This window comes from Haloarchaeobius litoreus (assembly GCF_024495425.1).
GTDB classification, from domain to species: domain Archaea; phylum Halobacteriota; class Halobacteria; order Halobacteriales; family Natrialbaceae; genus Haloarchaeobius; species Haloarchaeobius litoreus.
Window position 1 is genome coordinate 224,124 of the sequence record NZ_JANHJR010000002.1, and the last position, 24,110, is coordinate 248,233.

A 24,110-nucleotide genomic window follows, 5' to 3' on the forward strand; every position below is an offset into this window, starting at 1 on the left:
TTTTGTTCGGGAGCGCGTATCCGGAGCCATGCAGTTCGTCGCACTGGACGACGCGCTCCTGACGGTCGACGACGACACGGTGACCGAGCGGTTCGACGGACACGAGTTCGAGTGCGTGGTCGCCGGCCCCAACCGCGTCTTCGCAGGGACGTTCGAGGCCGGGCTCTACCGCCGCGAGGACGGCGGCTCCGGCGACGACGACTGGCACCGCGTCGGCGACTCGCTCCCCGATTCGGTGACGGCGGTCGCGCTCGACCCGCACGACGGCGACGGCGTCTGGGTCGGCACGGAGCCGAGTCGCGTCTTCCACTCCGCCGACGGCGGCGATAGCTGGACCGAGCGGACCGGACTCACCGACCTCCCGTCGGCAGACAGCTGGTACTTCCCACCGCGGCCGGACACCCACCACATCCGTTGGCTGGAACCCGACCCACACCGCGAGGGGCGTCTCTACGTCGGCATCGAGGCGGGTGCGCTCGTCGTCACCGACGACGGCGGCGAGACGTGGACCGAGCGTCCCGGGGGGAGCCGCCGTGACAACCACCAGCTGGCGACGCATCCCGCGGCCGTCGGTCGGGTGTACAGCGCGGCCGGCGACGGCTACGCCGAGAGCACCGACCACGGACGGACGTGGGTGCAGCCGCAGTCCGGGCTCGACCACCGCTACTGCTGGAGCGTCGCGGTCGACCCCGGCGACCCGGACCTTCGCGTGGTCTCGGCAGCATCGGGTGCGTCGCGTGCCCACCGCTCGGGAACCGCCGAGAGCTACGTCTACCGGAAGCACGGCGACGACCCGTGGGAGGTGTCGATGGGCGGGCTGCCGGAGCCGGAGGGGTTCCGTCGGCCCGTCCTCGCGCCTGCTGGCCACGGAACCTTCCTCGCGGCGGCCGACGACGGACTCTACCGGAGTGAGGACGGCGGTCGCTCGTGGAAGCAGGCGGTTACGTGGGACGAAACCGGCCCGGTGCGCGGGCTCGCGATCCGGTGAGCACGACGGACCAGCGCGGGTGACTCAGGCGGGCGTCCGTTCCTCGTCGAGCACTGACAGCCCGTCGTCGACGGTGAGGGTCAGCGTCTCGTCGTCCAGTGTGACCGAGACGGCGACCCGAAGCGGGTCGCGGCCGACGACGGTGGACGCGTCGGCGCTGACCCATTCGAGCTCCCAGAGCCGCGTCTCGCGCGTGTCGATGCCGTGGTCGTAGTGGAAGGCGACGACGGCGGGATGCGACAGGAGCGCGAGCCCGACGTCGGTGAACCAGCCCGACCCACACCGCTCGCAGTCGTAGCGGACGAACGCCTCGAACCGTCCCTCGACGAGCCAGTCCGGGGAGTCGTCGCTCTCGCCGTCTATGACCCAGCGGTCCATCCGGCCGTCGCAGCGCGTGCAGAAGCCGAGCTCGGCGGTGCTGTGGTTCCGGATCGCCCAGCGGTGGGCCACGTCGACGGCCTCCTCGGGCGTGCAGTCGTAGAGGGCACCCGGCGGGACCTCGACCTGTGCGAAGTCCTCGCCGCAGTCGGGGCAGGTGATGTCGACCCGGGATTCGTCGAACGTCGCCGTCATCGACGAGCCGCAGTCGAGACACGGAGCGTCCATCTGGACGGGGTCGGCGTCGATGCCTTTCGTGTAGCCGCCGGAGAGGATGGCCCCGCCGACGCGTGCGCCTTCGCGGGTGAGGGCGTAGCCGTCGTCGCGCTCCTCGACGAAGCGGTCGGTGAGCTTCCCGAGGTGGTAGTTGAACTGGCCGGTGTCGCGCATCCCGACGCGGTCGTTGAGCTCGCTGAACGACAGCGGCTCGGCGGCGTCGAGCAGCGCTTCGAGGACGCGGACCCGCGTCTCGTGGGCCACCAGGCCGAACGCCTCGTCCGGCGGGAGGCGCTCGATGACGATGTCGGAATCGCTCATACTGCTCCGTTCTCGGACCGAGATAATGAGCGTTGGTGACGGTCGGAGTCGCGGGGCGGCTACTCGTCGTCGTCGGTGACGGCACTCACGAGCACGTCCCGTGCGCCCTCGACCTCCTCGGGGATGATGGTGTGGCCCATCCCCTCGAAGATCTGCTCGGTCACGTCCGCGCCGAGGTCGGAGAGCACGTCGCGGGTCTCGTGGACGCGCTCCTTCGGGATGTGCGGGTCGTTCGCGTCGCAGCCGAGGTAGACGGGAGTGCCGTCGAGATGGCCGTCGTACTCTCGCGGGGTGCCTTCGGGGCCGATGAGGCCGCCGCTGAAGGCGACGAGGCCGCCGAATCTGCTCGCGTTCCGGGCGACGTACTCGCTGGCGAGGCAGGCTCCCTGCGAGAAGCCGAGCAGGACGACCCGCTCGCGCGGGATACCGGCGTCGACGGCTCGCTCGACGGTCTCGTCGACGAGTTCGAGCGCCGACGAGAGGTGCGGCTCGTTGTTCGCTGTGTCCGCCATGAACGAGTACGGGTACCAGGTGTTGCCGGCGGCCTGCGGGCCGAGCCACGCCACGTCGGACACGTCGAGCTCGGTCGCGAGGCCGAGGACGCTCCGGGCCATCGCGCCCCGGCCGTGGAGCGCGACGACGGCGACACGGGCCTCGTCCAGCGATGCACCGGTCGTCAGGACCTGCGCGTCGGCGTGTGGTCCCTCGACCATCGTCACCGCCCACCCGCGGTTTCGTCGTCCGCGTCGGTTCCGCCGTCGTCATCGACGCCGCCGTCGGTCACCTGTTCCGTCTCCCGGACCGACAGCGGCGCGAGGTTCGCCTCGATGCGCTCGCGGTCGCCTTCGAGCCACGGCGGGAGCTTGAGCCCGCTGCCGAGGTCCTCGACGGACTCGTCGGCGGTGAAGCCGGGGCCGTTCGTCGCGATCTCGAAGAGGACTCCGCCGGGCTCGCGGTAGTAGATGGACTGGAAGTACTGCCGGTCCTTCTGCTCGGTGACGCGCTGGCCGGCGTCGAGCAGTTTCTCCCGCCACGCGAGCTCGCTCTCGGAGTCCGGCGTGCGGAAGGCGACGTGGTGGACGGTGCCGGCACCGGGCCGTGCGGCGGGCGCATCGGGCCGGTCGAGCACGTCGACGACGCCGGCACGGTCGGGCACCTCGTAGCGGGTCCGGTCGCCGGCGGTCCCGGTCGCCTCGTAGCCCATCGTCGCGAGCACGTCGGCGGTCGACTCGGGGTCGGTCGGCAGCAGCGTCACGCCGGCGAAGCCGCGCAGGGCGTGTTCCGTGGGCACCGGCCCGTCGCCCCACGGCTCGACCGCGCCGTCGTCGTGCGGGTCCTCGCCGAAGACGAGTTCGAGCGGCTGGCCGTCCGGGTCGCGGAACGGCAGGACCGTCTCGCCGAAGCGCTCGACGGGTTCGGTCACGTCGGCGTCGCTCTCGGACAGACGGCCCTGCCAGTACGACAGCGAACCCTCCGGCGCGCGGAACGCCGTCGCGCTCGTCATCCCCTTTCCGACGCGGCCCTGTCGCGTCTGGCCGAAGGGGAAGAACGTCATCGCCGTCCCCGGCGTGCCCGTCTCGTCGCCGTAGTAGAGGTGGTACGTGGTGACGTCGTCGAAGTTGACGGTCTGCTTGACCATTCGGAGGCCGAGTACGTCGGTGTAGAACGCGACGTTCTCGGCGGGGTCCGCCGCGACGGCTGTCACGTGGTGGATGCCGTGGAGTCTGTCCGTGTCGGTCATACCGAGTCGTAGGCGTCCGGCGGGGAAATAGCGTGTGGACGCCTGTGTCGGCAGGTTACACTCGTGTCACGTGGGCTCGGGACGGGCCGGCAACCGGGCCGAGATGGCGGACTCACAGGCTGGTCCACAGCTCGACCACGTCGCCGGTGACGCCGTCGCCGAACTCGTGGCGGTGGGTCGTCACGCGCTCGTAGCCCCGGCGCTCGTAGAAGCTGGCGGCGTTGGCCGACGCCCAGCACGCCGCCGAGGCCACATCCTGTTCGCGGAGCGACCCGTGGAGTGCATCGAGCAACAGGGTACCGACACCCTCGCCCGCCCGGTTCGGGTCGACGTACAGCGCGGTCACCTCGCCGTCGACGTCGGCGACGAGGTGGTCCCGGCACTCGGGGAGGGCGATGCCGAACCCGACGACGGTTCCGGCGTTGGTCTCCGCGACGAGGAACGTGTCCTCGCCGTCGAAGGTGTAGTCGTCGACGCTCCGTCCAGCGTGCCACGCGTCGACGACGGCGTCGTCGTAGGCAAGCGGTCCGCGCTCGGCGATCGCGGCCTCGTGGACCGAGAGGATGGCCGCGGAGTCGTCTGGTTCCGCCGCTCTGACGTGCATGACTGCGCTAGAACCCTCGCTCCCCTCTAGGTGCCGGTTCTGCAGAAGATAGCTGTCCGTCAGCGCGGGCGAGGGGTACCGTAGTGGCGCATCGCGGCCACGACGAGCACGAGCAGGGCCGTGAACACCAGCGCCACCGGGACGTAGCCCGCCGTGAGCGTGCCAGTCCCGACGGTCGCGAAGACGACGGCGGCCGTCAGCAGGAACGCCACGAGGAGGCCGAGTGCGCCGGCGATCCAGAGGATGCGCTCTTCGGTCGGGAGTCCGTCGTTCGTCTGCTTCGGGTACTGGGTCATAGCTGTAAGGACGCGGTCCACGTATAAACCCGATCTCTAGATTTTCACTCCCTGGGAACGAGCGACCGCGCCGAGTTCAGCACCACGAGGGCGCTGCTGGACCCCATCGCCAGTGCGGCGAACAGTGGGTTCAGGAGCCCCGTCGCGGCCAGCGGGATTGCGACGGCGTTGTAGCCGAACGCCCACGTGAGGTTCTCCCGGACGCGTCGCCGGGTCGCCGTTGCCACGTCGAACAGCACGGGGACCGCGTCGAGCCGGCCGTCGGTCACGACCGCGTCGGCTGCCTCGGCAGCCAGCCCACCGCTCCCCGCGATGGCGACGCCGACGTCTGCGGCGGCCAGTGCGGGCGCGTCGTTGTCGCCGTCGCCGACCATCGCGACGGTCCCTTGCGCGCGGAGTCGCTGGACCGTGGCGACCTTCCCGTCAGGCGGGACGCCCGCGAACACCTCGTCGACCGCCGGATGGTCGCGGAAGCGGTCCGCGGCGGCCCCGTCGTCGCCGGTCAGCACGACGACGGAGCGGCCGTCGTCGGCGAGCGCCGTGACCGTCTCGTCCCAGTCGTCGCGCGGCCGGTCGGTGACCGCGAGGACGCCCCGACAGCGACCGTTCCAGCCGACGAGGACGGGGACGCCGCCGTCGCCGGCGATGGTGTCGGCGCGCTCCTCGAAGCGCTCGGGGACGGCGAGACCCTCGGATTCGAACAGGTCGCGGTTGCCGACGACGGTCTCCTCGCCGTCGACGGTCCCGACGACACCGGTCGGGCGTCCCTCGACTGACGACGCGGGGTCGTCCCAGTCGTCCGCCTCCCGATTCCGTCCCGTGGCCTCGGCCGGTCCGCCGCCGTCGGTCGCTGGGTTCTCCGGGGCCGGTCGCAGGCCCTCGCCGGCGGCGAACGCGACGACGGCGTCGGCGACGGGGTGGTTCGAGTAGCGCTCCAGCGCGGCGGCGCGGGCGAGGAGGTGTTCGCCGTCGTCGGCATCGACGCCGGTGACGGTCATCTCACCGCTGGTGAGCGTCCCCGTCTTGTCGAGCGCGACCACGTCGACGTCGGGCAGCACCTCGAAGATGGTCTCCGAGGCGACGACGACGCCGGACTCGGCGGCGCGCTGGATGCCCGCGGCGACGGCCAGTGGCGTGGCGAGGCCCAGGGCACAGGGACAGGCGACGACGAGGACCGTCAGTCCGACGAGCAGGGCTCCGGTGGCGGTGCCGCCGAGCACGAGCGTCCCGGCGGCGACCAGCAGCGCGAGGGCCGTCACCGTCGGCACGAACACCGTCGCGAGCCGGTCTGCGAGGCGCTGGACGCCCGGGCGGGCGCTCTGGACCTCCCACAGCAGGCCGACGATGCGGTCGAGCGTGCTCGTCGCGTCCTCGCTCACCGCGACGACGAGCGGCGTGTCCGTGACGACCGAGCCGCCGACGACGTCGTCGCCCTCGCGCTTCGTCACCGGCAGGGACTCGCCGGTCACGAGCGCCTCGTCGACCGCGGCGACGCCCTCGACGACGGTGCCGTCGAGCGGGACGCGCTCGCCCGGGCGGACGAGCAGTTCGGAGCCCGGTGCGACGTCCTCGACCGGAAGCGTCCGGCCGTCGCGGAGGCGGGCCTCCTCGACCGACGCCGCGGTGAGGTCCGACAGCAGCGAGACGGCCGAGCGCTTCACGCGGTCCTCGTAGTAGTTGCCGGCACTGACGACGAGCACGATGGCGACGGTGACGTCGAAGTAGACGTCGATGCCGCCGGTGAGCATCACCGCGGTGCTGTAGACGTACGCGCTGGTCGCCGCGAGGGAGACGAGCAGGTCCATGTTCGGCTGGCCCGCACGCAGACTCACGTACGCACCGCGCAGGAGCGGGAAGCCACTGTAGAATAGCACGACGCTCGTGAACAGCCAGATCTGTGCGAGCAGGTAGAGCCGGCCGAACGAGCCGAACTCGACGACCGGCGCGAAGCCGAAGTGCTGCGGGTAGATGAACAGCACGTACCACAGCATCGTCATCATCCCGAAGAAGCCGCCGCCGACGAGGAACGTCGCCGTGGGCGAGTCCGGCTCGTGGTCGTCCTCGACGCCCCGCTCGCGCGCCTCGTACCCGGCCGTCGAGACCACGTCTGGCAGGTCGCCGGCGTCGACGCGCCCGGGGTCGTAGACGAGCTTCATCGTGTCCGTCGCGTAGCTCGCCGATGCACCCTCGACGCCGGCGTGGTCGGTGGCGGTCGACTCGAGGAACAGCTCGCAGGTCGCACAGTGCATGCCGTCGACCGAGAGGTAGCAGACCTCGCCGTCGGCGTCGTCGTCGCCGGGGTCGAGCAGCTCCTCGGGCGAGGCCGCGTCGAGGTCTGCGTCGTCCAGCGACCGTGCGACGGCGAGACAGCCCCGACAGCAGAACTCGCCGTCGACGTCCGGGTCGGTCACCGGGTCGGCGGGCAGGTCCAGATCGCAGAGCGTACAGCCGGTCATGGGTGTCTCACAGCGGCTGGTAGTACGGCACGGGCGGGTGCGGCAGGTGGATGCCGAACAGCATCAGCCCGTGGGCGAGCGGCAGGTAGCCCAGGCCGAGGAACGCAACGCCCATCGTGCGGTGCAAGAGGGTCCGGTGGCGGACCGACAGCGACCCGATGGCGAGCCCGTACGCGAACAGGGTCGGAACGGTGCCGATGCCGAGCAGTGAGAGCGCGAGCGCGCCCCGGAGTGGGTCGCCGATGACGAACGCGTACAGGTACGCCGGGTAGGTGATGGGACAGGGGAGGGTCGCGTGGACCGCGCCGAGTCCGACGATGCCCGTCGAGTTCGTCGCCCGGTCGAGGTGCCCCGTCAGGAGCCCGCTGACGCGTCGGAACACCGCCGAGAGTCCGGGGATGGAGTTCCCGACGGCCGCGCCGCCGGCGGTCCCCCGGAACAGGTAGCCCACGCCAGCGGCGAGGATGAACAGCCCGACGAGCACGCCCATGCCCCCGCGGACGACGTCCGAGAGCGACGTGACGGCCGTGATGCTCCCGACGAAGAGGCTCCCGGCGAGCCCGAGGGCCGCGCCGACGACGGCGTACCCCGCGGTCCGGCCGAGGTTGAACAGCCCGTGCTGGCGCACGTCGACCGTCGTGAGCTGGTCGCTCCGGCGGTCGTCGCGGCTCGCGGTGATGCGGTCGGCGTACGTCGACACCAGCGGGCCGCACATCCCGAGGCAGTGCGCGCCGCCGAGGACGCCGATAACGAGGAACAGGAACAGGTCGGCGTTCTCGGTGACACCCTGCGTGGCGACCGTGGCGCTCACGGCCCACCCGCTCACCTCACACCCCGTTCGCGTCGGCGTCGTGGTGCTCGTCCTCGTGGGGCGAGAGCGCGAGCGCCAGACAGCCGGTGATGATGAGCACGTTGAGGAGCGTGACGGCGGCGATGGTCTCGCCCGAGAGCGCCACGAAGACCACCGCGGGCACCAGCGCGGCCAGCGAGATGAGTCCGATCACACGCGGTGTGATGTCCATGCTGGTGGCTGTTGTCCCGTGAGAGTATAAACTCTGGTCCGATTCCCACGTCGCTGAAGCCACCCCGATAGTTAAGAGAAAAGCCTCCCGAATACGTTCGCATGAGTAGGGGCGTACCAGCAGTGGAGGAGGAAAGCGAACCTGACGCGGGGGAACAGAGTGTTTCGGCCCCCGTCACGCAGGAGGAACCGGAGCGCGAGCTCACCCACGAGGAGTTCGACCCGAAGGGGACGCTCGCGTTGATACTGATGTACTTCGCGATACTGGTCGTCATGTGGGTGTTCATGTACTTCATCGAGTTCCTCGGCAACGACCTCGTCGTGGTGGGGTGATCACGGGTGCACATCCACCAGTACGAGAAGCTCTGGCTCGGGATGTCGCTGCTGCTCATCGTCGGCTTCATCGCGACCATCACCTACGGTGCGGTCGGCGTCGGCGTGTCGATGGTCGACGACAGCGGCGGCAACGTCGACCCGAACGCCCTCGACGAGCACCCCGAGTTCAGCGACCCCGGCGTCCAGAAGGTCGGCGAGAACGAGTACGAGGTGTACGTCGTCGCCCGGCAGTTCATCTTCCAGCCCGACCCCATCGTCGTGCCCGCCAACAGCACGGTGACGTTCTACGTGACCTCCGCCGACGTCATCCACGGCTTCGCGGTCGTGGGGACCAACGCCAACACGATGGTCATCCCCGGTGAGGTCGCGGAGATCACCGTCGAGGTGAACGAGCCCAACGAGTACGGCATCGTCTGTCACGAGTACTGCGGCTCCGGCCACCACACCATGGAGGGGCTCCTCCGGGTGGTACCCGAGGGTGAGTACAACGCCAGCGACGGAGGGAGCCAATGAGCGTCGAACAGGAGACCTTCGTGGACCGGTACCCCGAGGAGGCAGAGCTCGTCCGGCGGTCGTTCCTGGTCGCGTTCACCGCGCTCGGGCTCGGTGCCCTGTTCGGCATCTTCCAGGCGCTCCACCGGACCAACGTCCTGCGTATCATCCCATCGACGGACTACTACACGGCGCTGACCGCACACGGAGTCCTGCTCGCGATCGTCTTCACCATCTTCTACCTCGTCGGCCTGTACCAGTGGGCAATCACCCGCAGCCTGGACCGGTCGCCGACGAACATCAACTTCACCCGGGCGTGGCTCACGCTGATGACCGTCGGGTCGGCCGTCACCGGCATCACCATCCTGCTCGGGTTCGTCGACCAGGTCGGCATCAGCGCCGACGTGCTGTTCACCTTCTACGCGCCGCTGCAGGCCCACCCGCTGTTCTACACGGGACTGGTCGTGTTCATCATCGGGACGTGGCTCGCCGGCGTGGACTGGTTCCGCACGTGGCTGCACTGGAAGGAGGACAACCCCGACGAGCGCATCCCGCTGCAGACGTTCATGGTGCTGACGTCGATGATCATGTGGTACGTCGCCACCATCGGCGTCGCCATCGCGACGCTCTTCTTCCTGCTGCCGTGGTCGCTCGGGCTCATCGAGACGGTGAACCCGCTGTTGACCCGGACGCTGTTCTGGTTCTTCGGCCACCCGGTCGTCTACTTCTGGCTGCTGCCGGCGTACCTGCTCTGGTACACGGTGCTGCCGAAGCTCGCCGGCGGGCGGCTGTTCAGCGACCCCCTCGCACGGGTCGTCTTCGTGCTGTTCGTGCTGCTGTCGACCCCGGTCGGCATCCACCACCAGTACGTCGACCCCGGCATCGCGGAGGGGTTCAAGTTCATCGCGATGACGAACACGATGTTCCTGCTGTTGCCGAGCCTGCTGACCGCGTTCACCGTCGTCGCGAGCATGGAGCACGGGGCACGCCAGCGCGGCGGCGAGGGCCTGTTCGGCTGGCTCACCGCCCTCCCGTGGCGCGACCCCGCGTTCACCGGGATGGCGCTCGCCGGCCTGATGTTCGCCGCCGGCGGCTTCTCCGGCATGATCAACGCCGGGATGAACATCAACTACCTCGTCCACAACACCATCTGGGTCCCCGGCCACTTCCACCTCACCGTCGGTACCGCCGTCGCGCTGACGTTCATGGCGGGGACGTACTGGCTGTGGCCCCAGCTCACGAACCGTCGGCTCTACTCCCGGCCCATCGGCCTGCTGCAGGTCGTGATGTGGTTCGGCGGGATGGCGCTGATGTCCAACTCGATGCACGTCGCCGGGCTGTACGGCGTGCCGCGCCGGACCGCCGAGCCGCAGTACTCCGGCTTCGACTTCCAGACCGCGTTCGGGAGCATGGCGGAGCTGAACATCCAGCTCGCCGTCGGCGGGACGCTGCTGTTCGTCTCGACGCTGCTGTTCCTCGGGAACCTCACGCTCTCGCTGGGCAACCCGACGGTCGAGGGGCTCGGGCAGTCGCTCCCAGAGCCGCTCTCCGGCCCGGAGGACAGCCCGCGCGTGCTCGACAACATGAAGCTCTGGGCCGGCATCGCGCTGGTGCTCGTCGTGCTCGCGTACGCGCTGCCGCTCGGGGCCATCGTCCAGAACGGCGGCCTGTTCGGCACCGGCGGAGACGCCTACCCGGTGTCGGTGCTCGGTGCGTTCGACCCCGGCGTCGGCCTCGAGGCGGTCCGCGAGCTCCTGGGGGTGGGACGATGAGCGACCGTGGCCCCATCGTCCAGACCCGTGGCGGACTGCTCGTCGCCTGGGCGTTCCTGCTCGTCCTCGGCTTCGAGCTCCGGACGGCGCTCGGGCTGTTCCTGGGTATCGACGTCCCGGCGGTCCCGTACCTCGGCACGCTGGCCGTCGTGCTGACGCTGTTTGCCGTGCTGGCGGACTTCCAGCGCGCGTCGGCACAGCGGGAGGCCTGAGATGTCGGTCGTCGACCACCGTCCCCGGCTTCCGCTGTCGTGGGTCGGGCTCGCCGTCGTCGTCGGCGTGACGCTCGGCTACTGGCTGGCGGTCGACCCCGTCGTCCAGTCGCCCGCACAGGTCGCCTACCCGCTGCTGTGGCTGGCAGTCAGCGCCGTCGGGGTCGCGGTCGCCGTCGAATCGGGGGCTCGCTCGCTCTCGCCGCTCCCGGCCCTCGCCGGTGGCGCGTACGTACTCGTGCTGCTGTGGACCGCGGGGCTGCTCGCGCCGGCGGCCTCCGACCCGACGTTCTCGGTCCACCTGGCCATCCCGGGCTGGGGGCCGGCGGTGCACTACGTCGGCCCGGTCGTCGCGCTCACCGTCGTCCCGTTCCTCGTCTTCGGCTACGCGACGCTCGGCCTGCTCGCCGCGGTCGCCGTCGACCGGACGTGGAGTGCGTCGATGCCCGGCGCGGTCGGCCTGCTCGCCTGCGTGAGCTGTACCGCGCCCCTGGTCGCCGGTGTCGCGGGCTCGCTCGGTGCGGGCTCGGTCGCCGCCACGCTCAGCCACGCGCAGTACCCCGTCGCGACGGCAGCGTTCCTGCTGTCGGTCGGCGGCTTCGCCGTCGTGCTCCGTCGGACCGCCGACTGAGACTGCGCCGGCACCACCGGCGAACCTTTTTAGCCGAGAGCGAGGTAGGGCAGGGCATGACCGAGCAGTCGCCGGGCACGGACGGGGACGAAGAGGAGACGCCAGCCACCGAGGCGGCCCAGGAGCCCGCCCCCTCGGCTGACACACCGGCGGAGCAGGACGCGCCCGAAGGCCCCACCGGCGACGACGCGGCCGAACCACCCGCCAGCGACGACGCGGGGTCGACCCCAGGCGAGTCGGCCGACGCCGGCGGCCCCACGCCGGGTGTCCCAGACGAGGAGACGCTGGACGTCCCCGAGGACGTGGCCACCTACGACCGCTTCAAGAAGATGGACGGCGCGCAGTACGAGCGCGTCAACGAGTTCCTGCGCGACCGCACCTACATCACGGCTCGCGAGTGGGCCATCGCCCGGCTCTGCTCCGACTTCCGCACCGAGACGGGCGTCGAGATGACGAAGATCGGCGAGAACCTGCCCGAGCTGGTGCCGTTCATGACCGACACGTACACGCCACAGGCGGTCAACCAGGCCCGCGCCGCCTTCGAGGACAAGATACGGACCGCGGGCGCGACGTTCCTCTACGGGGCGATGTGCGACTTCTTCACCGCCGAGGAGCTCGACGACGTGATGTACGAGTCCACCGAGGTCGCGAAGTTCCTGCTGGAGGTCGAGGGCGTCGACCTCTCGGTCGAGGAGGAGCTGGAGGCCGAGGAGCGCATCTCGTCGGTCATGCGAGAGGTGCGCGAGGCGAGCGCGGAGCTGCGCGAGGACGAAGACACGGAGTAGGTCTCTGCCGAGGTCTCTCGCACTGAAGATTCGAATGTCAACTAGGGAAATCTGAAGTAGTCACGACGAGGTTCGACATTCCTCGACGACACGTCTTAGTTCGATATGACGGGGTTTGCTGCTCTTCTGGACACTTTTTGAACTACCTTCTCCAGTGTCACCCCGGTTTGAAATTTCGAATACATCCTCGTTATCCCCCTCTGTCGACATATGAGTCGGCTCGCGCGCACCGGAACGGGAAACGTAGCTGAAATGTAGGTTTACCATCGGCGACTGTCGGCTCTCCTCTTCGTTCCCATCCCCTGACTCCCCAATTTTGTATTCTTTTGCCATTTCCTCAACCCATCCCCACTCTGCGTCGCGAGCGAGACTCATGAATTCACCTTCGCTCAAATGGAGGGGACGGTCGTGAACCTGAAAATGTGCAACTTTTTCAGTACCATCTTTCACCCCCACTGTAACTAATGCCTGAATGTAAAGCGCCGGCCCTGGTCCATAGTTGCGGAGACCGAAGTCGGTCTCTCCGTCCCTTTCATCGAAATCCTCACGGACGGTTGGTCGTATCTTATTCGGACGATGGCGGAGGCGATAGAGCGCGATGATGGCTGTCCATGCAGTCAGTAGGGCAAGTATTCCTGAATTTTTTAAAAATTCGGCAAATGCCGGTAGCAATTTGGCCAATCCCGGTTCTGGTCGTGAAAGAACAAAGGAACCGTAGCCAACAGTGACTACTCCGAGTAATATCACCGTGAATATCGTATCGAACTTGTCCCACCAAGGGGCGACTCTTCGTAGCCAGGACCTAGGCGTCATCTGTTCCAAAATCACAACTACAGAACATAATACCGGTGGTAGAATAGGTGCGCGACTACCAGCAGCAAAAATGTTGACCCATGGTGGTTACTCTGTCGGCGGCAGCAGTAGCGACGGGTCCGACGGCTCGACGGTGACGACGTCCTCGATGGTGAGCGGGCGGACGTGCACCGGGAAGGTCTCGCGTTCGAGGACGCCCTCGATGGTGTCCTCGGCGTCCTTGATGCCGTAGTACGCCGGCACGAGGACGACCTGCTCGCGCGCGCGGTCCTCGACGGCGACGACGAGGAACACGTGGCCGCCCTGGACCGCGCGGAACACCTCGAACTCGTCGAAGGCGGCTCCCTCGTCGGTCACCATCGTGCTGACGGTCTCGTACTCGTCGCCGCCGACGAGCACGTCGAGCCCGAAGCGGTCGTGGTCCGGCGGCAGCGGCGTCACGTCGCCGGGGTGCAGTTCGACGACCTCCCACCCGTCCTCGCGGTACTCGGCGGCCGTGGCCTCCATGTCCTCGACTACGCGCTCCCACGAGCTGAGGACCGAATCGTCGACACCGGGCGTCTTCATGGGCGTAGGTGCGCGGGGGGACGGTGAAAAGCGTTCCCGTCCGCGCCGACGGCGGGGTGCCGTTCGCTAGCGTCGGTAGAAAGATACTTTATTCTCGCTCGTAGCTACGGAGACAATGAACGAACTACTCTCCGTCTCCGGTCTCAGAACACAGTTCGCGACCGACCGGGGGCAGGTCAAGGCCGTCGACGGCGTCGACCTGACGGTCCGCGAAGGGGAGACCGTCGGTCTCGTCGGCGAGAGCGGCTCCGGCAAGAGCGTCACCGCCCTGTCGACGATGGGGCTCGTCGAGGACCCCGGCGAGGTCGTCGACGGCACGGTGGAGCTCCGCGACGCCGAGCTCGCCGAGCAGCTGGCCGACGAGTTCCCGAACCGCACCGACTCCTTCGTCGATACGGGCGAGGGCGTCGTCGACCTGACCGCCGCGCCCGAGCCGGCGATGCGGTCCATCCGGGGCGGCGAGATGAGCATGATCTTCCAGGACCCGATGACGTCCCTCAACCCCGCCCTGACCGTCGGCGAGCAGGTCGCCGAGAGCCTGCAGCTGCATCAGTACGGCGGGCGGAAGAAGGACAACTGGTGGAACGCGGTCCGGGAGGTCCTCCCGTCGCTACGGGGTGGGGGCATCGACGAGGAGGTGCTCGAATCGACCGTCTCGATCCTGGAGCAGGTCGGTATCCCCGACCCCGACGAGCGGCTGGACGACTACCCACACGAGTTCTCCGGCGGGATGCGCCAGCGCGTGCTCATCGCCATCGCGCTGGCCTGTCAGCCGAAACTCCTCATCGCCGACGAGCCGACGACGGCGCTCGACGTGACGATCCAGGCCCAGATCCTCGAACTCATCAACGAACTGCAGGCGGACATCGGGATGTCCGTGCTCTTCATCACGCACGACCTCGGCGTCATCGCGGAGACCTGCGACCGGGTCGCGGTGATGTACGCGGGCGAGATCGTCGAGGAGGGCCCCGTCGAGGAGATCTTCGCCGACCCGAGCCACCCGTACACGTACACGCTGCTGGAGTCGATCCCGTCCGAGGACACGGAGCGCCTCACCCCCATCGAGGGGAACGTGCCCGACCTCGTCGACCTTCCCGAAGGGTGTCACTTCGCGCCGCGCTGTCCGTGGGCGGAGCCGGCGTGCCGCGAGGGGGAGATACCCTACCTCCAGCACGGCCCCGACGATATCGACCACCGGTCGAAGTGCATCCTCGACGACTTCGACGAGTCGCTGTACGGCGAGGCGGGAGCCGGGATGTCCGCGTCGGCCGAGCAGTTCGGCGGCGAGCCGTTGGTCGACGTCGACGGCCTCACCAAGCACTTCTCGCAAGCCGACGACTTCCTCGACAGACTGTTCGCCGACGAGCAGCGTCCGGTCCGCGCCGTCGACGGCGTCGACTTCGAGCTGTACGAGGGCGAGACCCTCGGCCTGGTTGGCGAGTCCGGCTGTGGCAAGTCGACGACCGGTCGGACGCTCCTCCGGCTGATCGAACCGACGGACGGACGGGTCCTGTTCGCCGGTGAGGACCTCGCCTCGCTCGACAAGGACGGGCTCCGCAGGCGGCGGCGGGACATGCAGATGATATTCCAGGACCCGATGTCCTCACTCGACCCCCGCATGACCGTCGCCCAGACCATCCGGGAGCCGCTCAAGATACACGACCTGCCCGAGTCCGACGGGAGCGGCGACCGTTCGAAGCGACAGCGCCGGCGCGAGCGGGTCGACGAACTCATCGAGGCGGTCGGCCTGGAGGTCGACCAGCGCGACCGCTATCCGCACGAGCTCTCCGGTGGGCAGCGCCAGCGCGTCGGCATCGCCCGCGCACTCGCGGTGGACCCGGACTTCATCGTCGCCGACGAGCCGGTGTCGGCGCTCGACGTGAGCGTGCAGGCACAGATACTCAACCTGCTGGAGGACCTCCAGGAGGAGTTCGGGCTGACGTACCTGTTCATCGCACACGACCTGAGCGTCGTCCGCCACATCTCCGACCGCGTCGCGGTGATGTACCTCGGGAAGGTGGTCGAGGTCGCGGAAACGGACGAGCTGTTCGACGACCCACAGCACCCCTACACCGAGGCGCTGCTCTCGTCGATACCCGTCGCCGACCCGTTCGCGGAGACCGACGACCGGATACTCCTGTCCGGGAGCGTCCCTAGCCCCATCGACCCGCCGAGCGGCTGTCGGTTCCGGACGCGGTGTCCGAAGGTCATCCCACCCGAGGACCTCGACATCGAGCAGGCGACGTTCCGCGAGCTGATGGACTACCGCCAGCAGGTCGCCGAGGGGAGCGTCCCGGTCCAGCTCCCGGCGGTCCCCGGGGACGGTCCAGGGGGCGACTCGACGGCGGTGACCGACGGCGGGCCGGCGGCCGACGTGTCGGTCGCCGACGCCCGAGCGGAGCTGTTCGAGACGACGCTCCCGGCGGAGGTGCGACGTGTCGTCGACGACTCGCTACGACTCGTCGCGGCCGGCGAGTACGACGAGGCGGCCGACGTGCTCGCCGAGGAGTTCGGGAGCGTCTGCGAACGCGAGGAGCCCGAACTCGGCGACGGGTCACACACAGCCGCCTGCCATATCCCCCGCGCTGACCGGTAGTTTCTACCGAAATCTACGTTTGGTATACTTTGCCGGGGTTTCGTTATATTTATTGGAGATAGCCGAGGATGCCGTCCTATGGCACGAGATCTGGATCGACGAAGCTTCCTCAAATCGGCGGGTGCCGCCGCAGCAACGACGACGATGACCGCGAGCGCGGGGTGTATCGGCGACCTCGTCGGTGGCGGCAGCGGTGGAACACTCGTCTACGGACGCGGTGCCGCATCCGAGACACTAGACCCGCAGGCGACGACCAGCGGCGAGGTCGCCAAGGTGACGAACCAGGTGTACGACGCGCTCATCGGCTTCGAGCCGGGCGGCTCCGCACTCGTCGAGTCGCTCGCGACCGACTTCGAGCTGAACGGGACGACCGCGACACTACAGCTCCGCGAGGACGCGACGTTCCACAACGGCGACGACTTCACGGCCGACGACTTCATCGCGACGTACCGCCGCTTCCTCGACGAGAACTACGAGTACTTCTTCGAGGAGGGCTCTATCTACGGACCCTACCTCCTCGGGTCGGTGAACGAGGTCACGGCACCGGACGACTACACCGTCGAGTTCGATATCTCGAAGCAGTACGCCCCGTTCCTCGCGAACCTCGCGGCGTTCGCGCTGGTCGTGCTGCCGAAGTCCGAGATCGAGGCCGGCACCGACTTCTCGTCGAACATGGTCGGCACGAGCGCGTTCGAGTTCGAGAGCCTCGACGAGGGCTCGGGGACGATCCGCCTCTCCGGCTACGGCGACTACTACGGTGACGGCCCCAACGTGGACGAGGTCGTCTTCGAGGTCGTCGGCGAGAACTCCACCCGTGGATCCTCGCTCAACGCAGGCGAACTCGACATCATCGACGGGCTCGACCCGCAGACCATCACGCAGGTCGAGGACGGGGAGGGTGAGATCCACCGCACTGCGGGGATGAACGTCGGCTATCTCGCGATGAACATCGCCGAGTTCGAGCCGTTCCAGGACAAGAAGGTCCGGAAGGCGATGAACTACGCCATCGACACCGAGGAGCTGGCCAGCAGCGTCTACGAGGGTATCGCGGTGCCCGCGAGCCAGCCCATTCCGGACTCCATCATGGGGTACAACGAGGAGCTCGACCCGTACCCGCACGACCCCGAGCAGGCACAGACGCTGCTCGAGGAGGCCGGCTACGGCGACGGCTTTGAGTTCGAGCTCGCGACGTTCCAGAACCCGCGGGCGTACAACCCGTCGCCGGTGCAGGCTGCCGAGACGGTCCGCTCGTACCTCGGCGAGGTCGGCATCACGGCGAACATCGAGCAGAAGACGTGGGAGACGTACCTCACCTACACCGGTGAGGGGAGCCACGACGCCTGCTTCCTCGGCTGGATGACCGACAACGGCGACCCGGACAACTTCTACTACGCCCTGCTCCACCCGCAGGTGGAGTCGAGCTCCGACCAGGACTACGTCGAGTGGGGCACCGAGGGGATGAACACGAGCAACCGTGCCGCCTGGGCGAACAACGAGTTCATGGGCCTCGTCGAGCAGGGACAGACGACCTACGACGAGGGCGAGCGCGAGTCGCTCTACCAGGAGGCCGGCTCCGTCTTCCACGAGGAGTGCCCCTGGGTCCCGCTGGTCCACACCGAGGAGGTCCGTGCGACCGGCACGAACGTCTCGAACTACGTCGTCGAGCTCATCGGTGGGCCGTTCCTGAACCAGGTCGAGCTCGAGTAACTGCCTCCGCCATCTCTCCCTGATGATATCAAAGCGATACGTAATCAAGCGATTGCTGTTGCTGGTCCCGGTGCTGTTCGGAGTCGCGACGCTCGTCTTCTCCATCCTGCACCTCTCGCCCGGCAACCCGGCGACCGTCGTCGCGGGACAGCAGGCCTCGGCCGAGGAGGTCCGACAGGTCGAGGAACGGCTCGGCCTCACCGACCCGATCTGGGTCCAGTACGGGCGGTTCATGCTCGACACGGTCCAGCTCGACCTCGGCGAGTCCTGGGTCATCCGGAAGGGTGAGCCGGTCACGAGCGTCCTGCGGTGGAAGTTCCCCATCACGCTCGAGCTGGCGGTTCTCGGGCAGATCGCCGGTATCATGTTCGGCATCCCGATCGGCATCGTCAGCGCCATCAAGCAGGACACCATCACGGATCACCTCAGCCGGGTCGGTGCACTCTCCGGCATCAGCATCCCCATCTTCTGGAGTGGGCCGCTGGTGATCCTGCTGTTCTCGGTCTACCTGGGGTGGTTCCCGACGAGCGGGCGTCTCACGCAGCGGGCGTACGAAGGCGGTGCGCCCCAGTCGACAGGCGTCCTGCTCGTGGACTCCCTGCTCGAGGGGAACATCATCATGTTCATCGACGCCACCTGGCACCTGTTCCTCCCGGCGATGGTCATCGGCATCTACTCGATGGCACTCATCTCCCGGATGATGCGCTCCTCGATGCTGGAGGTCATCCGCCAGGACTACATCCGGACCGCACACGCGAAGGGACAGGGACGGAAGATCACGCTGCTGAAACACGGTCTCCGGAACGCTCTCATCCCCGTCGTCACCGTCATCGGCATCCAGTTCGGGAGCCTCCTCGGTGGGGCGGTGCTGACCGAGACCGTGTTCAACATCAGGGGTATCGGGATGTTGCTCGTCGACGCGATCACCGACGGCGACTACCCGATCATCCAGGGGACCGTCCTGCTGTTCGCGCTCGTGTTCACCATGGTGAATCTTATCGTCGACCTGACCTACTCCTACCTCGACCCGAGGATCGAACAATGAGTACTGAAACAGCCGCACCGAACCGCGACGAGCGGGGATTCGTCGACCGACTCCGTGCGTCGCCGTTCATCACCGAACTCCTGTCGAACCGGCTCGCGATATTCGGCCTGTCGCTGATACTGCTGATCACCGTCATGGGTGTCGGGACCCGACTGGCGGTGTTCTTCGGCGTCCTCGACTTCGGCCAGCTGCTCGATACGCAGTTCGCACAGGAGCAGTACTACCCGCCGTGTGGCGACCCGACGCTCACCGGCTGGCTCTCGTCGCTCGGCTCCTGTCAGCACTTCTTCGGGACCGACGCACAGCGCAGGGACGTGTTCCTGCGGACGATGTACGGGGCGTGGCTCGCGCTGAAGTACGGCACCGTCACGGTCGCCGCCTCGACGGTGCTCGGCGTCGGCCTCGGGACCGTGGCCGCGTACTACGGCGGCTGGACGGACAACGTCATCATGCGGACGATGGACGTGCTGCTGTCGTTCCCGTCGCTGCTGCTGGCGCTCGCGGTCGTCGCCGTCTTCGGGACGGGGCTCTGGAAGGCCGTGTTCGCGCTGACGCTCGTCTACACGCCCCGGTTCGCCCGCGTCGTCCGCGGTGCGGCGTTGAAGGTACTCGAGGACGAGTACGTCGAGGCGACCGTCGCGCTCGGAGCGCGTGACTGGCGGGTCCTCGTCAGGCACGTGCTCCCGAACTCGCTCGCGCCGATCACCGTCCAGAGCACGCTGAACTTCGGGCTGGCGGTCATCGACCTCGCGGCCCTGTCGTTCCTCGGCTTCGGTGCGACCGCCGGGACGCCGTCGTGGGGCTGGATGCTGACGAAGGGCGTCGAGAACGGGCTCATCAACGGCCTCTGGTGGATGTCCTTCTTCCCCGGCCTGTTCCTCGCGCTGACCGTCCTCGGGTTCAACCTGCTCGGCGACGGGATGCGCGACGCACTGGACCCGCGGATGCAGGACGCCGTCGACTGACGTGGCTCCCGACACGGGGCTCGCCGCGCCCGCTCGCCGGCTCGCGACCGCAGCGGTCGCCGGCGTCGCCGCCGGCCTCCTCCTGGTCGTCGGGCTCACCGTGAACGGCACGCTCCGGGGTGCGACCGAGACGACGTTCGCCCTCGGCGCGCTCCTGCTCGGGTTCGGCGTGCTCGGCTGGTCCGGCTCCGTGATGGCCGGCCGGGGCATCGAGAACATGCAGCGCTACATGGACACGGGCTCGGACTGGACCGAGGCCGACTCGCGGCGCGCGATGGCCAGAATCAGCGGCTTCGGCGTCGGCGTGATGCTCGCCGCGTCGCTCGCGACCGCGTTGCTGTGAGCTTCGGACTCAGTTCCTGACGTTCCGCCCGTCGTTCTCGCCGAACTCCTCGCCGTCCCAGACGACGGTCCCGCGGACGGTCGTCCACTCGGGGAAGATGCCGGTCCAGCCCTCGAACGGTGTCCACCCGCAGTTCGAGTGCAGGTCCGAACCACGGATCTCGCGACCGGTGTCGATGTCGTACAGCGCGAGGTCCGCGTCGTAGCCCTCGGCGACCCGCCCTTTCGCGTCGAGCCCGAATATCTCGGCGGGGTTCGTGGCGACGAGGTCGCGGACGCGCTCGTAGCCGAACGCGCCGTCGGTCGCGGTGGCTTCGACGAGCAGGAGCGGGACCATCGTCTCGACGCCGGGGACGCCCGACGGCGCGTCGCGGATGGTCGCCTCCTTCTCCTCGACGGTGTGCGGGGCGTGGTCGGTGGCTATCACGTCGACGGTGCCGTCGGCGACGCGCTCGAAGACGGCCTCGCGGCGCGGTTCGGAGCGAAGCGGCGGGTTCATCCGGCCGTACGTGCCGAGCTCGGGGAGGTCGTCGCGCGAGATGAACAGGTGGTGGGGCGTGACCTCGCAGGTCGCGCCCGCGTCGGCAGCGGCGTCGATGCCCTCCGGCGTCGACGTGTGGGCGATGTGGAGGTCGGCACCGGAGTCGGCGGCGACCTCGCAGGCACGTTCGACCGCGGCGGCCTCGGCCTCGGCGGGGCGGTAGGCCGACCACGCGTCGGCGTCGGCGTCCTTCCCGATGCCATCGTCAGCAGCGTCGAGCGCCGCCTCGTCGAACAGGTCGGCGTCCTCGGCGTGGACGGTGACGGGTACGTCGTTGTCGGCGGCCAGCTCGACCGCGTCGTCGAACAGGGCGGCCTCGATGCCCATGTCGCCCGTCGAGTCCGCGAGGAACACCTCGCCGAGCGCGAACAGCGGCCGGTCGAACAGCGAGTCGGGTTCCCACGAGTCGGTGACGCCACCGTTGATGCCCCAGTCGACGAGCGAGTCGGCGGCGAGGGCGGCCTTCTCGTCGAAGGCGTCCCCGGTGACGGTCGGCGGGTCGGTGTTGGGCTGGTCGACGACGGTCGTCACGCCGCCCGCGGCGGCGCTCCGCGAGCCGGTCGCCCACGTCTCCTTGTGCGAGAAGCCGGGCTGGCGGAAGTGGACGTGGACGTCGATCGCGCCGGGCATGAGCAGCTTCCCGGTCGCGTCGACGTCGGCCTCGCCGCCGAGGTCGCCGACGGCGTCGATGGTCTCGCCGTCGACGCGCACGTCGGCGGTCGTCCCGTCCGGCAGCGTCGCGTTGCCGATGAGCATACCAGTGTCTCCCGCGTCGGGCGTCCTAAGTCTCCCGAACTACGGTGCGTCGAGCGACTGACCCTACACCCCGTCGAGCTGCTCGACGGTCGGCTCCGCATCGCCGACCAGCTCCGTCTCGATGGTCGCCCGCACCGTCTCGGGGTCGCTCGTCCCACCGGCGCGCTCGATGCTCCCCAGCGACTCCGGGTCGAACGGGGCGTCGAGCGCGCCGTAGACCGCGGCGAGCACGTCCGCGAGTTCTGAGTGGTTCCGGACGATGCAGACGCCGGAGGTGATGGCGGCGTCGGAGCGGACGCGCTGGGCGATGCCGACGAGCTTGCCGTCGCGCTGGAGCGAGTGCTGGCCGGGGCAGAACGAGTCCGACGGCTCGCCGCGTTCGGCCGGCACACCGAGCCGCCGGAGCGCACGCCGGACGTCGACCGTGAGCGCCTCGTACCGCTCGTCGAGCCCACCTCGCACGTCGTCGACCGGCGTGATGCGGGCGAACGCGAGCGTCGTCGCGCCGTCGTAGGCGACCGCGCGGCCACCGACGCTCCGCGTGACGGGTTCGAAGCCGCGTTCTCTCGCCGCACTCGCCGCCGCGTCGTATCCGGGCTCGTTCGCGTCGCGCCGCCCGAACGCGACGATGCGGTGCGGAGCCCACACCCGGACCGCCCGCTCCCGGCGCTCGCCGACCTCGTCGAGCAGCCGTGCCGTCACCTCGCCGTCGGCCGTCGGGTCCTCCCCGCGGCCGCGAACCACGCGCATGGCTCCGGCTTGGGGGCGACGCGTCTAAACCCATCGGGTCCGAAGGCCTGCCCGATGGAGGTCACGCTCTGTCCCGCCGTCCTCGACCAGTACGACCGGCTCTCGCTGTACAACTCGCCGTACCCGGCCCACGACGCCGGCCACGCAGTCGACTGCTACCCCGGCGACGACGCGGCACCGAGCCCCGTCGCCGGCACGGTTCGAGACACGGTGACCGTCAGAGCGCCCCCCCGCGACTACGCCGACGAGGATGACCACCTGCTGCTCGTGGACGTGGACGTCGCGGCGACACCGGGCCTGTCGGTCGCCGGAGACGATACCGAGTCCACCGTCCCCCCGCTCGTCGCCCGGATCATGCACGTCGACTCGCCGCTCGAACCCGGAACCAGGGTCGCGGTCGGCGACGACCTCGGCGACCTCGTCTTCCCCGGCTTCTTCGGCCCGTGGGTCGACCCGCACCTGCACGTCGGCTTCCGTCGCCCGGACCAGCACCTCCGGCGCGCATCGGGCTCGCTCCCGCTCGTCGCCGACCTACCGGTCGAGGCGGTCCCCTGGGACGGCACCGGCGAGGTCATCGCGACGGGCGACACGTGGGCGATGCTCGACGCGCCAGCACATCCCGCACCCGGTCGGTTCGTCGGCATCGAGGCGACCGACGCCGCCGGCGCTCCCGCGGCGCTCGACGGCGGCTTCAGGCACTACGACTGCGGCGGCCTGTTCGACGAGCGCGGCTCCCGATGCGACGGCGACGGCCCGGTCACCTTCCTCGGCGAACGGGTCGGCGTCGCCGACGGACGCACCGTCCGCTGGGACGACGTGACCGTCCGGGCGAACGGTGAACCGGTCCACGGGCTCTCGCTGTTCCTCGCCCGTGATTCTGGCTTCGGCGCGAAGCTCGTCTGCCCGGACCGCGAGTTCGCCGTCGGCGAGGCGGTCGCGGTCACCGTCGACCCCGCATAATCTGGGGTCCTGTCGCTCCGGGGGTTTATGAACGATACCGCGGCCAACGACGGCGTGCGCTGATACCACGTCGACCGTCGGTTTCGCGGGTGTGCGACGCCCCGTCGGTCGAGCAGCGCCGCGTCGCCTGTTCGCCACACTATCCGGCCACGCCAGCGACCGCGTCGGTAATGCCTGCGGCGGTCGCTACTTCCCGCCGACGAAAGACACGTCCTCCGACTGAGCCACCTCGCCGAAGAGCCAGTCCGCGTGGTCGAGGGCGTACTCCCGGTGGTCGTCCTCGATGGCGCCGATGCAGTCCTCCACGAGCACCGGCCTGTAGTCCCGCAGCCCGGCGCTCCCGGCCGTGTGGAGGACGCAGACGTTCGCGAGCGTCCCGCAGATGACGAGGTCGTCGATGCCCCGCGCCGTCAGCCAGCCGTCCAGCTCGGTCTGGTGGAACGCGTCGTAGGTGTGCTTCTCGACGATGTGGTCGCCCTCGCGCACCTCCAGCTCCGCGACCAGCTGTGCCTCCCACGAGCCCTCGACGACGTGCTCGCCCCACTGCTCGAACTCGTCGTAGTAGTGCGCGTCGTCGAACTGTCCCGGCGGGTGCACGTCGCGCGTGAAGACGACGCGGACGCCGGCGTCGTGTGCCCGGTCGACCAGCGACGCGACCGGGTCGACGACCGCCTCGCTCCCGGGCGCGTAGAGGCTTCCGTCCGGCTTGCAGAACCCGTTCTGCATGTCCACGACGACCAGTGCGGTGTCGGTCGAGTCGAACTCCATAGCCGGGTCTTCGGGCGGTAGCACAAAGTCCGTTGTGCTGGCAGCACCGGG

The 24,110-nt window shown here is 68.9% G+C and carries 26 protein-coding genes; 13 read left to right on the top strand and 13 right to left on the bottom strand.

Going from position 1 to position 24,110, the window contains the following annotated elements; translation table 11 throughout:
- Positions 1-28 precede the first annotated feature (28 nt).
- Positions 29-988, top strand: a complete 960-nt coding sequence (locus tag NOW55_RS07945) for a WD40/YVTN/BNR-like repeat-containing protein (RefSeq protein ID WP_256399566.1) — start codon at positions 29-31, stop codon at positions 986-988.
- A 24-nt stretch (positions 989-1,012) separates the two neighbouring features.
- Here the strand turns inward: NOW55_RS07945 and NOW55_RS07950 are convergent, their stop codons facing one another.
- The 8 genes from NOW55_RS07950 to NOW55_RS07985 all read right to left on the bottom strand — a co-directional run bounded on the left by NOW55_RS07950 (position 1,013) and on the right by NOW55_RS07985 (position 8,022).
- The gene (locus tag NOW55_RS07950) at positions 1,013-1,903 is read right to left on the bottom strand and encodes a DUF7351 domain-containing protein (protein ID WP_256399567.1); all 891 of its coding nucleotides are present in this window, start codon (positions 1,901-1,903) and stop codon (positions 1,013-1,015) included.
- 59 nt (positions 1,904-1,962) lie between these two features.
- Positions 1,963-2,616: an alpha/beta hydrolase gene (locus NOW55_RS07955; RefSeq protein ID WP_256399568.1), complete on the bottom strand. Its 654-nt coding sequence runs from the start codon at positions 2,614-2,616 to the stop codon at positions 1,963-1,965.
- A gap of 2 nt (positions 2,617-2,618) precedes the next feature.
- Positions 2,619-3,644, bottom strand: a complete 1,026-nt coding sequence (locus tag NOW55_RS07960) for a ring-cleaving dioxygenase (RefSeq protein WP_256399569.1) — start codon at positions 3,642-3,644, stop codon at positions 2,619-2,621.
- A 112-nt stretch (positions 3,645-3,756) separates the two neighbouring features.
- Positions 3,757-4,248, bottom strand: a complete 492-nt coding sequence (locus NOW55_RS07965; RefSeq protein ID WP_256399570.1) for a GNAT family N-acetyltransferase — start codon at positions 4,246-4,248, stop codon at positions 3,757-3,759.
- Between the two features lie 59 nt (positions 4,249-4,307).
- On the bottom strand, positions 4,308-4,544 hold the full coding sequence (locus NOW55_RS07970; protein ID WP_256399571.1) for a hypothetical protein: 237 nt from the start codon (positions 4,542-4,544) through the stop codon (positions 4,308-4,310).
- Between the two features lie 44 nt (positions 4,545-4,588).
- Complete coding sequence (locus tag NOW55_RS07975) at positions 4,589-7,000, bottom strand: heavy metal translocating P-type ATPase (protein ID WP_256399572.1); 2,412 nt, start codon at positions 6,998-7,000, stop codon at positions 4,589-4,591.
- Positions 7,001-7,007: 7 nt separating this feature from the next.
- Complete coding sequence (locus NOW55_RS07980; RefSeq protein ID WP_256399573.1) at positions 7,008-7,811, bottom strand: sulfite exporter TauE/SafE family protein; 804 nt, start codon at positions 7,809-7,811, stop codon at positions 7,008-7,010.
- 16 nt (positions 7,812-7,827) lie between these two features.
- Positions 7,828-8,022 carry a DUF8131 family protein gene (locus tag NOW55_RS07985; RefSeq protein ID WP_256399574.1) on the bottom strand — a complete coding sequence of 65 codons (195 nt, stop codon included), beginning with the start codon at positions 8,020-8,022 and terminating at the stop codon, positions 7,828-7,830.
- Positions 8,023-8,123: 101 nt separating this feature from the next.
- Here NOW55_RS07985 and NOW55_RS07990 point away from each other — a divergent pair, with 101 nt between their 5' ends.
- The 6 genes from NOW55_RS07990 to NOW55_RS08015 are packed head-to-tail and all read left to right on the top strand — an operon-like array spanning position 8,124 to position 12,249.
- Positions 8,124-8,354, top strand: coding sequence for a hypothetical protein (locus NOW55_RS07990; RefSeq protein ID WP_256399575.1), 231 nt, complete (start codon positions 8,124-8,126; stop codon positions 8,352-8,354).
- A gap of 6 nt (positions 8,355-8,360) precedes the next feature.
- A complete protein-coding gene (locus NOW55_RS07995) occupies positions 8,361-8,870 on the top strand; it encodes a cytochrome c oxidase subunit II (RefSeq protein WP_256399576.1) in 510 nt (169 codons plus the stop codon).
- A complete protein-coding gene (locus NOW55_RS08000; protein WP_256399577.1) occupies positions 8,867-10,621 on the top strand; it encodes a b(o/a)3-type cytochrome-c oxidase subunit 1 in 1,755 nt (584 codons plus the stop codon). Before NOW55_RS07995 ends, NOW55_RS08000 begins: the two co-directional genes overlap by 4 nt.
- Positions 10,618-10,833 carry a hypothetical protein gene (locus tag NOW55_RS08005; RefSeq protein WP_256399578.1) on the top strand — a complete coding sequence of 72 codons (216 nt, stop codon included), beginning with the start codon at positions 10,618-10,620 and terminating at the stop codon, positions 10,831-10,833. The genes NOW55_RS08000 and NOW55_RS08005 overlap by 4 nt, the downstream gene beginning before the upstream one ends.
- 1 nt (position 10,834) lies before the next feature.
- Positions 10,835-11,464, top strand: a complete 630-nt coding sequence (locus tag NOW55_RS08010) for a DUF7546 family protein (protein WP_256399579.1) — start codon at positions 10,835-10,837, stop codon at positions 11,462-11,464.
- 56 nt (positions 11,465-11,520) lie between these two features.
- Positions 11,521-12,249 (top strand): DUF5806 family protein, encoded by a 729-nt coding sequence (locus NOW55_RS08015; RefSeq protein WP_256399580.1) that lies wholly within the window; start codon positions 11,521-11,523, stop codon positions 12,247-12,249.
- Positions 12,250-12,309: 60 nt separating this feature from the next.
- Here the strand turns inward: NOW55_RS08015 and NOW55_RS08020 are convergent, their stop codons facing one another.
- Together NOW55_RS08020 and NOW55_RS08025 are read right to left on the bottom strand one after the other, a co-directional pair.
- The gene (locus NOW55_RS08020; protein ID WP_256399581.1) at positions 12,310-13,077 is read right to left on the bottom strand and encodes a hypothetical protein; all 768 of its coding nucleotides are present in this window, start codon (positions 13,075-13,077) and stop codon (positions 12,310-12,312) included.
- Positions 13,078-13,149: 72 nt separating this feature from the next.
- Positions 13,150-13,629 (bottom strand): DUF7529 family protein, encoded by a 480-nt coding sequence (locus tag NOW55_RS08025; protein ID WP_256399582.1) that lies wholly within the window; start codon positions 13,627-13,629, stop codon positions 13,150-13,152.
- A 115-nt stretch (positions 13,630-13,744) separates the two neighbouring features.
- Between NOW55_RS08025 and NOW55_RS08030 the strand changes: the two genes are divergently transcribed.
- The 5 genes from NOW55_RS08030 to NOW55_RS08050 all read left to right on the top strand — a co-directional run bounded on the left by NOW55_RS08030 (position 13,745) and on the right by NOW55_RS08050 (position 20,285).
- On the top strand, positions 13,745-16,225 hold the full coding sequence (locus NOW55_RS08030) for an ABC transporter ATP-binding protein (RefSeq protein WP_256399583.1): 2,481 nt from the start codon (positions 13,745-13,747) through the stop codon (positions 16,223-16,225).
- A 78-nt stretch (positions 16,226-16,303) separates the two neighbouring features.
- The gene (locus NOW55_RS08035) at positions 16,304-17,932 is read left to right on the top strand and encodes an ABC transporter substrate-binding protein (protein WP_256399584.1); all 1,629 of its coding nucleotides are present in this window, start codon (positions 16,304-16,306) and stop codon (positions 17,930-17,932) included.
- Between the two features lie 22 nt (positions 17,933-17,954).
- Positions 17,955-18,977, top strand: coding sequence for an ABC transporter permease (locus NOW55_RS08040; protein ID WP_256399585.1), 1,023 nt, complete (start codon positions 17,955-17,957; stop codon positions 18,975-18,977).
- Complete coding sequence (locus NOW55_RS08045) at positions 18,974-19,942, top strand: ABC transporter permease (protein WP_256399586.1); 969 nt, start codon at positions 18,974-18,976, stop codon at positions 19,940-19,942. Before NOW55_RS08040 ends, NOW55_RS08045 begins: the two co-directional genes overlap by 4 nt.
- A gap of 1 nt (position 19,943) precedes the next feature.
- Positions 19,944-20,285, top strand: a complete 342-nt coding sequence (locus NOW55_RS08050; RefSeq protein WP_256399587.1) for a DUF7268 family protein — start codon at positions 19,944-19,946, stop codon at positions 20,283-20,285.
- 9 nt (positions 20,286-20,294) lie between these two features.
- On the opposite strand, the gene NOW55_RS08055 is transcribed toward NOW55_RS08050, so the two are convergent.
- Positions 20,295-21,581, bottom strand: coding sequence for a dihydroorotase (locus NOW55_RS08055; protein WP_256399588.1), 1,287 nt, complete (start codon positions 21,579-21,581; stop codon positions 20,295-20,297).
- A 63-nt stretch (positions 21,582-21,644) separates the two neighbouring features.
- Positions 21,645-22,331: a lipoate--protein ligase family protein gene (locus tag NOW55_RS08060; RefSeq protein WP_256399589.1), complete on the bottom strand. Its 687-nt coding sequence runs from the start codon at positions 22,329-22,331 to the stop codon at positions 21,645-21,647.
- Between the two features lie 54 nt (positions 22,332-22,385).
- Here NOW55_RS08060 and NOW55_RS08065 point away from each other — a divergent pair, with 54 nt between their 5' ends.
- Entirely contained in the window at positions 22,386-23,291 is a 906-nt protein-coding gene (locus NOW55_RS08065; RefSeq protein WP_256399590.1) for a DUF8155 domain-containing protein, read from the top strand.
- 186 nt (positions 23,292-23,477) lie between these two features.
- Here NOW55_RS08065 and NOW55_RS08070 read toward each other — a convergent pair whose 3' ends face one another.
- Complete coding sequence (locus NOW55_RS08070) at positions 23,478-24,059, bottom strand: cysteine hydrolase family protein (protein WP_256399591.1); 582 nt, start codon at positions 24,057-24,059, stop codon at positions 23,478-23,480.
- Positions 24,060-24,110: the final 51 nt, after the last annotated feature.